Raw genomic sequence first — 6,421 nt, 5'->3', positions numbered from 1 at the left:
TCCTTCGAGACGGCCGCTTCGCGGCCCCTCAGGATGAGGTCATAGTTTCCCGCCGCGGGTATGAGCCGCCGTCAGGCGGCGCGCACCGCCGCCAAGAACCTGGCGACCTCCTCGCGCATCTTCACGCCGTCGGCCGACAGCTCCTTGGCCGCGTCGAGCACCGCGCCGGAGGCCTGGCCGGTCTCGCTCGCGCCGCGGTTCACGTCGGTGATGTGGCGGGCGACCTCGTCGGTGCCCTTGGCGGCCTGCTGCACGTTTCTGGCGATCTCGTGGGTCGCCGCGCCCTGCTCCTCGACCGCGGCCGCGATCGCCGCCGAGATCTCGGCGATCTGCCCGATGGTGCCGCCGATCTCCTTGATGGCCGTCACCGAGTCCTGGGTCGCCGACTGCATCTCGGTGATCTGCGCCGAGATGTCGCCGGTCGCCTTGCCGGTCTGGGCGGCGAGCGCCTTCACCTCCTGCGCCACCACGGCAAAGCCCTTGCCGGCCTCGCCGGCCCTGGCCGCTTCGATCGTGGCGTTCAAGGCCAACAAGTTGGTCTGCTCGGCGATCGCGGTGATCAGCTTGACGACGTCGCCGATCCGGCCGGCCGACTGCGACAGCATGGTGATGCGATCGTCGGTCGAGCGGGCTTCGGACACCGCCTGGGCGGCGATCCGGCTCGACTCCTGCACCTGCCGGCTGATCTCGCCGACCGAGCTCGCCATCTCCTGGGTGGAGGAGGCGACGGAGGCGACGTTCGCCGAGGCCTGCTCGGAGGCGGCGGCGACGCTGCCGGCGAGCGACTGGGTGGTCTCGGCGGTGCCGGCCATCGCGCCGGCCGCCTGCTCGAGCGCGCCGGAGGCCGACGACACCCGTTCGACGATCCGCCCGACCGCCGCCTCGAAGTCGGCGGCGAGCCGGGTCATCGCCTCGCGGCGGTCCTCGGCGGCCTTGGCCTCGGCGGCCTTGCGGTCGGCCTCGAGGTGGTCGACGCAGGCGAGGTTGTCGCGGAAGGCGAGCGCCGCGCGCGCCGCCTCGCCGACCTCGTCGTGGCGCTTGGTGTAGGGAATCTCGACCTCCCGATCACCCTCCGCCAAATCGTGCAAGACCTCGCCGATGCGGCGGATCGGCTTGCCGACCATCAGGCCGCCGACCACCGCCGAGCCGATCAGCACGGCGATCACCAGGAGGCCGAGCACGACCGAGAGCCGGGTCGAGCCGCCGACGTCGGCGATCAGGCCGTCGGCCTCCGTGCGCACCAGGGCGCTGGCGGAATCGATCGCCCCGTTCACCTGCTCCTCGATCTGGCCGACGATCGGGTGGAGCCGCTCGTCGAGCACCTTGGTCTGCGCGGCGCGGGTGGCGACGGTGCGGGCGATCACGTCGTTGAAGCGCCCGAGGGTCTTGTCGAGCGCGCCGATCAGCTCGCCGAGCGCCGGGTCGCTCGCCTTGCTGCGAGCCTCGGCCAGCGCCTCCTCGGCCTTCTTCAGGAACGGCGGGATGCGGGCGGCCTGGTCGGGCAGCTCGGTGGCGTCGTAGCGCCACGAGATGATGCGCGCCTTCATCGAGATGGCGTCGGCCCGGCGGACGATCGACGCGATCTGGGTGCCGTCCAGCTCGAGCTTCAGCACCGGCGCCGTGAGCACCGCATCGAACGCCTTGTTCCAGTCGCCGAGCACCGCGTCGCGGTCCTTCCACAGCGAGAAGATCTGCTTCTGCTGGGTGGCGAGCGTCTCGATCGCGGCGTCGTAGTCGCCGAGCAGCGCCTGCGCCTTCTCCAGCCGGTCGCGGTTCTCCTGCATCACCATGCCGCCGCGCACCCGGGCGATGTCCGCGCCGGCCTCGGCGGCGGTCTTGCGGAAGTCGTCGAGGGCAGCGTCGACCTCGGCGTCGCTGCGCGCCATCTTGATGCGCCGGAAGGTCGCGCGCATGCGCTCGAACTCGACCTTCGCGCGAGTGGCTTCCTGGATCAGACGCTGGCGATCGAGGGCCGTCTCGGTCGCGGAGATGGTGGTGCGCCCACCGAGAAAGACGTTACCGACCAGCACGGCGACCAGCACGATGCCGATGGCCGCCGAGAGCGCCAGCTTCGCGCCCACGCGCAACCGAAATCCTCGCATTCCACTCGTCCTCCAAGGGGCCGTGCCGCCGCGTTCCCGTCCGCGCGGGGGCCGAGCCCCTGCCGTGATAGCCGGCGAGTCCTCGAGGCGTCGTAAACGTACCCCTGCGGGAAAAGCAGATCGAGCACCCGAGCCCCCTCACCACTGCATGGCGATTGCGGACCGGTTCCAGGGGCGTCGGTCAGAATATTTTACCGGCGAGGGTGTCGCAGTGGGTGTCGGCACCTTGCGGTACTCGCGACGATCGCCCAAGATCGGTGTGTTCGTGTGCATTTCAACCGGGAGCCGCCGCAACATGCCGAAACGGCCGGTGCCGGACGTGCCGTCGCGCCATGCGCGACGAACGGATCCCACCCGAGAACCCCCGGCGTCACGAACACCTCAGGTGGACCAGCGAACGAACCGCGGCACGACGTGCGCGCCGACTGCGTCGGGCGGACGATCGTCGCCGAAGACAAGCAGTGTAGAGGAGGAATCGAGATGCGCGTTGCAGTCGTCACGGGAGGCATGGGCGGGCTCGGCGAGTCGATCAGCGAGAAGCTGCACGCCGCCGGCTATCGGGTCGCCGTGACCCATTCCCCGGGCAACAAGTCGGTGAACGAGTGGCTCGACGCCCAGAAGCAGGCGGGTCGCGAGTTCAAGGCCTACCAGGTCGACGTCGCCGACTACGAGTCGTGCAAGGAATGCATCGCCCGCGTGGCGAGCGAGATCGGCCCGGTCGACGTCCTGATCAACAATGCCGGCATCACCCGCGACAGCATGTTCCGCAAGATGACGCCGGAGCAGTGGGACCTCGTGCTGCGCACCAACCTCTACTCCGTCTTCAACATGACCAAGCAGGTGATCGACGGCATGCTGGAGCGCGGCTTCGGCCGGATCGTCAACGTGTCGTCGATGAACGGCTCGAAAGGGCAGTTCGGCCAGTCGAACTACGCCGCCGCCAAGGCCGGCATGTACGGCTTCACCAAGTCGCTGGCGCTCGAGGTCGGCCGCAAGGGCGTCACCGTCAACACCGTGTCGCCGGGCTATCTCGGCACCAAGATGGTGCTGTCGGTGCCCAAGGAGGTGATGGACACCAAGATCCTGCCGCTGATCCCGGTCGGCCGGCTCGGCTCGCCGGAGGAGATCGCCGACCTGATCGTCTTCCTGGCCTCCGACCATGCCGGCTACATCACCGGCACCGACATCGCGGCGAACGGCGGCCAGTACATGTGAGCCCGGCCGGCGCGTGACCGCGCCAGCCCCGACAGGCCCGAGAGACGACGAAGCAACCACCGGCAAAAAAGGCCTCGGCGCCGCCCGGCGCCGGGGCCTCGTCATTCGTCCGCGTCGCGCCGTGTCGAAGGCGGCGTCGGCGGCCGGTCGCCGCAGCCGGGCGGCGGCCCCCGCCAGGTGAGCGGGCGGCCTCGCAGGCCGCTGCCGTGCCCCTCCCCGCCGGTGCCGAGATCGCCGGTGCCGAGATCGCCGGTGCCGAGATCGTCGACGCCACGATCACCGGTGCCACGATCACCGGTGCCACGACCGCCGGCGGCGCCCTCCTCCGCGCAGTCGCCGGTGCAGCCGAGGATCATCCGCGTCATCAACTCGACGATCTCCTCGTTGCGCGCGCCCCGCCGCCACAGGCCCCGCCAGGAGAAGAAGTCGAGCGCCAGGCCGAGGCTCGCCTCGATGCAGCGGCACAGCGTGCCGTCGTGCTCGAACGGCGCCGCCAGCACCCGGCTCACCCGCTGCCACTGACCGGCCGCGGCGCACAGCCGGTGCCATTCCGGATGGTCCTCCAGGTCGCGAAGAATGTTCCACAGCGCCGGCTCGACCCGCGCATAGAAGGCGTAGACCGCGGACAACCCGTGGCGCAGCCGCGCCTCCGGATCGGCGATCGCGCACCACGGCTCCGGGTCGGGCATCGGATTGTCGGTCCAGAACCGCGTCGAGCAGGCCGCATGCAGCATCTCGGGGGTCGGAAAGTGGCGATAGACGGTCGGCCGCTCCACCCCCGCCCGCTCGGCGATGGCGAGGATGCTGGTCCGTGCCGGACCGTTCGCGCAGAACAGATCGACGGCCGCCGTGACGATCTTGTGACGTGTCTCGTTCTGCCTGACGGCACGCTGCTTGAGCCGATAGCTCCGAGCCATTCCCTGATTCCGCGGACGTTTAAAAAGCCGTTACAGTGGGACCGTCAATTATAGTAGCCGGAACGCATTAATATACCGTCGTCCGGAATGCACGGTGTTTAAGGAACTCGTCGGCACCCGAGGCCGATTATCACCTCCTGATTGAGTTTTTTCGACAGGCAACGTCACGGCAGCGTCCAGACGGGTGACGGCCTGCAGCACCGACGCACCACAAAACCGGCCGAGGGCCGGCCGGTTTCGCACGTGGCGCTAGTTTTGAACGATTTGACGGGCGCCGGACCGGCCGCCGTCAGGAGGCGGCGTCGAATTCCGAGGCACGCAGCCGGCGGGCCAGCTGGTCGAGCACCGCATTGACCATGCCGGTCTCGGTGCGGTCGACGAAGGCGTTGGCGACGTCGACATATTCCGACACCACCACGCGGGCCGGGATGTCGCCGCGCTTGTCGAGCTCGTAGGCGCCGGCGCGCATCACCGAGCGGAGAATCGCCTCGACCCGCTTGAGCGGCCAGCTGGCGGCGAGCGCCTCGTCGACCATCGGATCGAGCTTGCGCTGGCCGGCCACCACGCCGTTGACGATGTCGCGAAAAAAGGCGCTCTCGGCCGGCAGGTACTGCTCGCCCTCGACCTCGCGGCCCATCCAATGGCTCTCGAACTGCGCGAGAATCTCGTGCAGCGGGGTGCCGGCGATGTCCATCTGGTAGAGCGCCTGCACGGCGGCGAGGCGGGCGGCGCCGCGGCGATTGGCCTTGCGCGGCTCGCGCGGCTCCGGGCGGCGCGGCTCGTTGGGGTCGCGGGTCACGCCGGGCTCCGCGGATTCTGCAGCCGGCGCTTGACGCGCAGGAGCTGGAGCGCGGCGGCGGCGGCGACGCCGCCCTTGTCGCCGCGGTCGAGGGCGGCGCGCACGATCGCCTGCTGCTCGGTGTCGGTGGTGAGGATGCCGTTGCCGATCGGCACCCGGTGGGCGGTGGCGAGATCCATCAGTGCGCGGGCGGATTCGCCGGCGACGATGTCGTAGTGGCTGGTCTCGCCGCGGATCACGCAGCCGAGCGCGACGATCGCCTCGAACGGCAGCCGGCGGGTGTGGACCGGCGCCTCCAGCGCGATCGCCACCGCCTGCGGCACCTCCAGCGATCCGGTGACGCTGACGATGTCCCACTCGACCTGCTGCGCCTCGAGGACGCGGCGGGCGCCCTCCAGCAGCATGTCGGCGATCTTTCCGTAATAGCGCGCCTCGACGATCAGCACGCGGGTCCCCGGCAGGGGATCCTCGTCTGTGCGGGCGATGGTGCTGGGTCCGGCCATGGTGCTCCCCGATCCGCGCCGTCAGTAGCAAGCCGGTCGGGGCGATCGCAAGCGCATCGATCCGGCCTCAAGCGGTCTCGGTGAGGCGCGCGGCGTAACGCGCCATCAGGTCGACCTCGATGTTCACCGCCTCGCCGACCGAAAGCGGCCCGAGGGTCGTCACCTGCAGCGTGTGCGGGATGATCAGCACCTCGACGGTGTCGGCCGTGACGGCGTTGACCGTCAGCGAGACACCGGCGACCGTGATCGAGCCCTTGGTGGCGACGAAGCGGGCGAGCGGCTTCGGCAGGCGGAAGACCATCTTCGCCATCTCGGGAAGATTCTCCCGCTCGATCAGCGTCGCGACGCCGTCGACATGGCCGGTGACGATGTGGCCGCCGAGCTCGTCGCCGATCTTCAGCGAGCGCTCGAGATTGATTGTCGTGCCCACCCTCCAGGTGCCGACGGTGGTGAGCCGCATGGTTTCCGCCGCGGCGTCGACCGCGAACCAGGTGCGCCCGTCGGTGACGCCCGCCTCGACCACGGTGAGGCAGGTGCCGGAGCAGGCGATCGACGCGCCGTCGACGATCGAGGCGCGGTCGTAGCCGCACGCGATGGTGAGGCGGCTCAGATTTTCCGCACGGGGCGCGACCGCGACCACGGTGCCGATGTCGGTGACGATGCCGGTGAACATGGCCCTTCGATTAGGACGCCGGACGGCGGAAGGCAACATGCGCGGCCACGGAGCGGCCATATGGGAGCCATGTGAGGGCCTCGGCCATGTCGGCACGATGGGGGCACCATGGGGGCACGATGGGGCGGCGAGCCGCCGGCTCGCCGCAGGGGCCGCTCTGGTGTAACTCGGTAAAGGCGTCCGGCCAGTGGCCCGGCCGGATCACCACAGGG

At 69.9% G+C, this 6,421-nt stretch carries 6 protein-coding genes; 1 reads left to right on the top strand and 5 read right to left on the bottom strand.

Features of this window, described 5'->3' with window-relative positions; all coding sequences use genetic code 11:
* Positions 1-71: 71 nt before the first annotated feature.
* On the bottom strand, positions 72-2,081 hold the full coding sequence (locus tag A33M_RS05550) for a methyl-accepting chemotaxis protein (protein ID WP_052026860.1): 2,010 nt from the start codon (positions 2,079-2,081) through the stop codon (positions 72-74).
* 501 nt (positions 2,082-2,582) lie between these two features.
* On the opposite strand from A33M_RS05550, the gene phbB reads away from it, so the two are divergent.
* Positions 2,583-3,317, top strand: a complete 735-nt coding sequence (gene phbB, locus A33M_RS05545; RefSeq protein WP_008384401.1) for an acetoacetyl-CoA reductase — start codon at positions 2,583-2,585, stop codon at positions 3,315-3,317.
* A gap of 101 nt (positions 3,318-3,418) precedes the next feature.
* Here phbB and A33M_RS05540 read toward each other — a convergent pair whose 3' ends face one another.
* The 4 genes from A33M_RS05540 to A33M_RS05525 form a co-directional block, all read right to left on the bottom strand.
* Positions 3,419-4,234, bottom strand: coding sequence for a TetR/AcrR family transcriptional regulator (locus A33M_RS05540; protein WP_008384399.1), 816 nt, complete (start codon positions 4,232-4,234; stop codon positions 3,419-3,421).
* A gap of 289 nt (positions 4,235-4,523) precedes the next feature.
* Positions 4,524-5,033 carry a transcription antitermination factor NusB gene (gene nusB, locus A33M_RS05535; protein WP_008384398.1) on the bottom strand — a complete coding sequence of 170 codons (510 nt, stop codon included), beginning with the start codon at positions 5,031-5,033 and terminating at the stop codon, positions 4,524-4,526.
* Complete coding sequence (gene ribH, locus A33M_RS05530) at positions 5,030-5,536, bottom strand: 6,7-dimethyl-8-ribityllumazine synthase (RefSeq protein ID WP_052026858.1); 507 nt, start codon at positions 5,534-5,536, stop codon at positions 5,030-5,032. The genes nusB and ribH overlap by 4 nt, the downstream gene beginning before the upstream one ends.
* Before the next feature lie 67 nt (positions 5,537-5,603).
* Positions 5,604-6,209, bottom strand: a complete 606-nt coding sequence (locus tag A33M_RS05525; RefSeq protein WP_008384394.1) for a riboflavin synthase — start codon at positions 6,207-6,209, stop codon at positions 5,604-5,606.
* Positions 6,210-6,421: the final 212 nt, after the last annotated feature.

The organism is Rhodovulum sp. PH10 (assembly GCF_000293785.1).
GTDB lineage: Bacteria > Pseudomonadota > Alphaproteobacteria > Rhizobiales > Xanthobacteraceae > Rhodoplanes.
The sequence above is the reverse complement of the archived record's forward strand: the minus strand, read 5'-3'. Positions and strand labels throughout refer to the sequence as shown.

Excerpts from the sequence above, each read along its gene's own strand:
- A33M_RS05525 (WP_008384394.1), bottom strand. The coding sequence starts at position 6,209 with ATGTTCACCGGCATCGTCACCGACATCGGCACCGTGGTCGCGGTCGCG.
- A33M_RS05540 (WP_008384399.1), bottom strand. The coding sequence starts at position 4,234 with ATGGCTCGGAGCTATCGGCTCAAGCAGCGTGCCGTCAGGCAGAACGAG.
- ribH (WP_052026858.1), bottom strand. The coding sequence starts at position 5,536 with ATGGCCGGACCCAGCACCATCGCCCGCACAGACGAGGATCCCCTGCCG.
- phbB (WP_008384401.1), top strand. The coding sequence starts at position 2,583 with ATGCGCGTTGCAGTCGTCACGGGAGGCATGGGCGGGCTCGGCGAGTCG.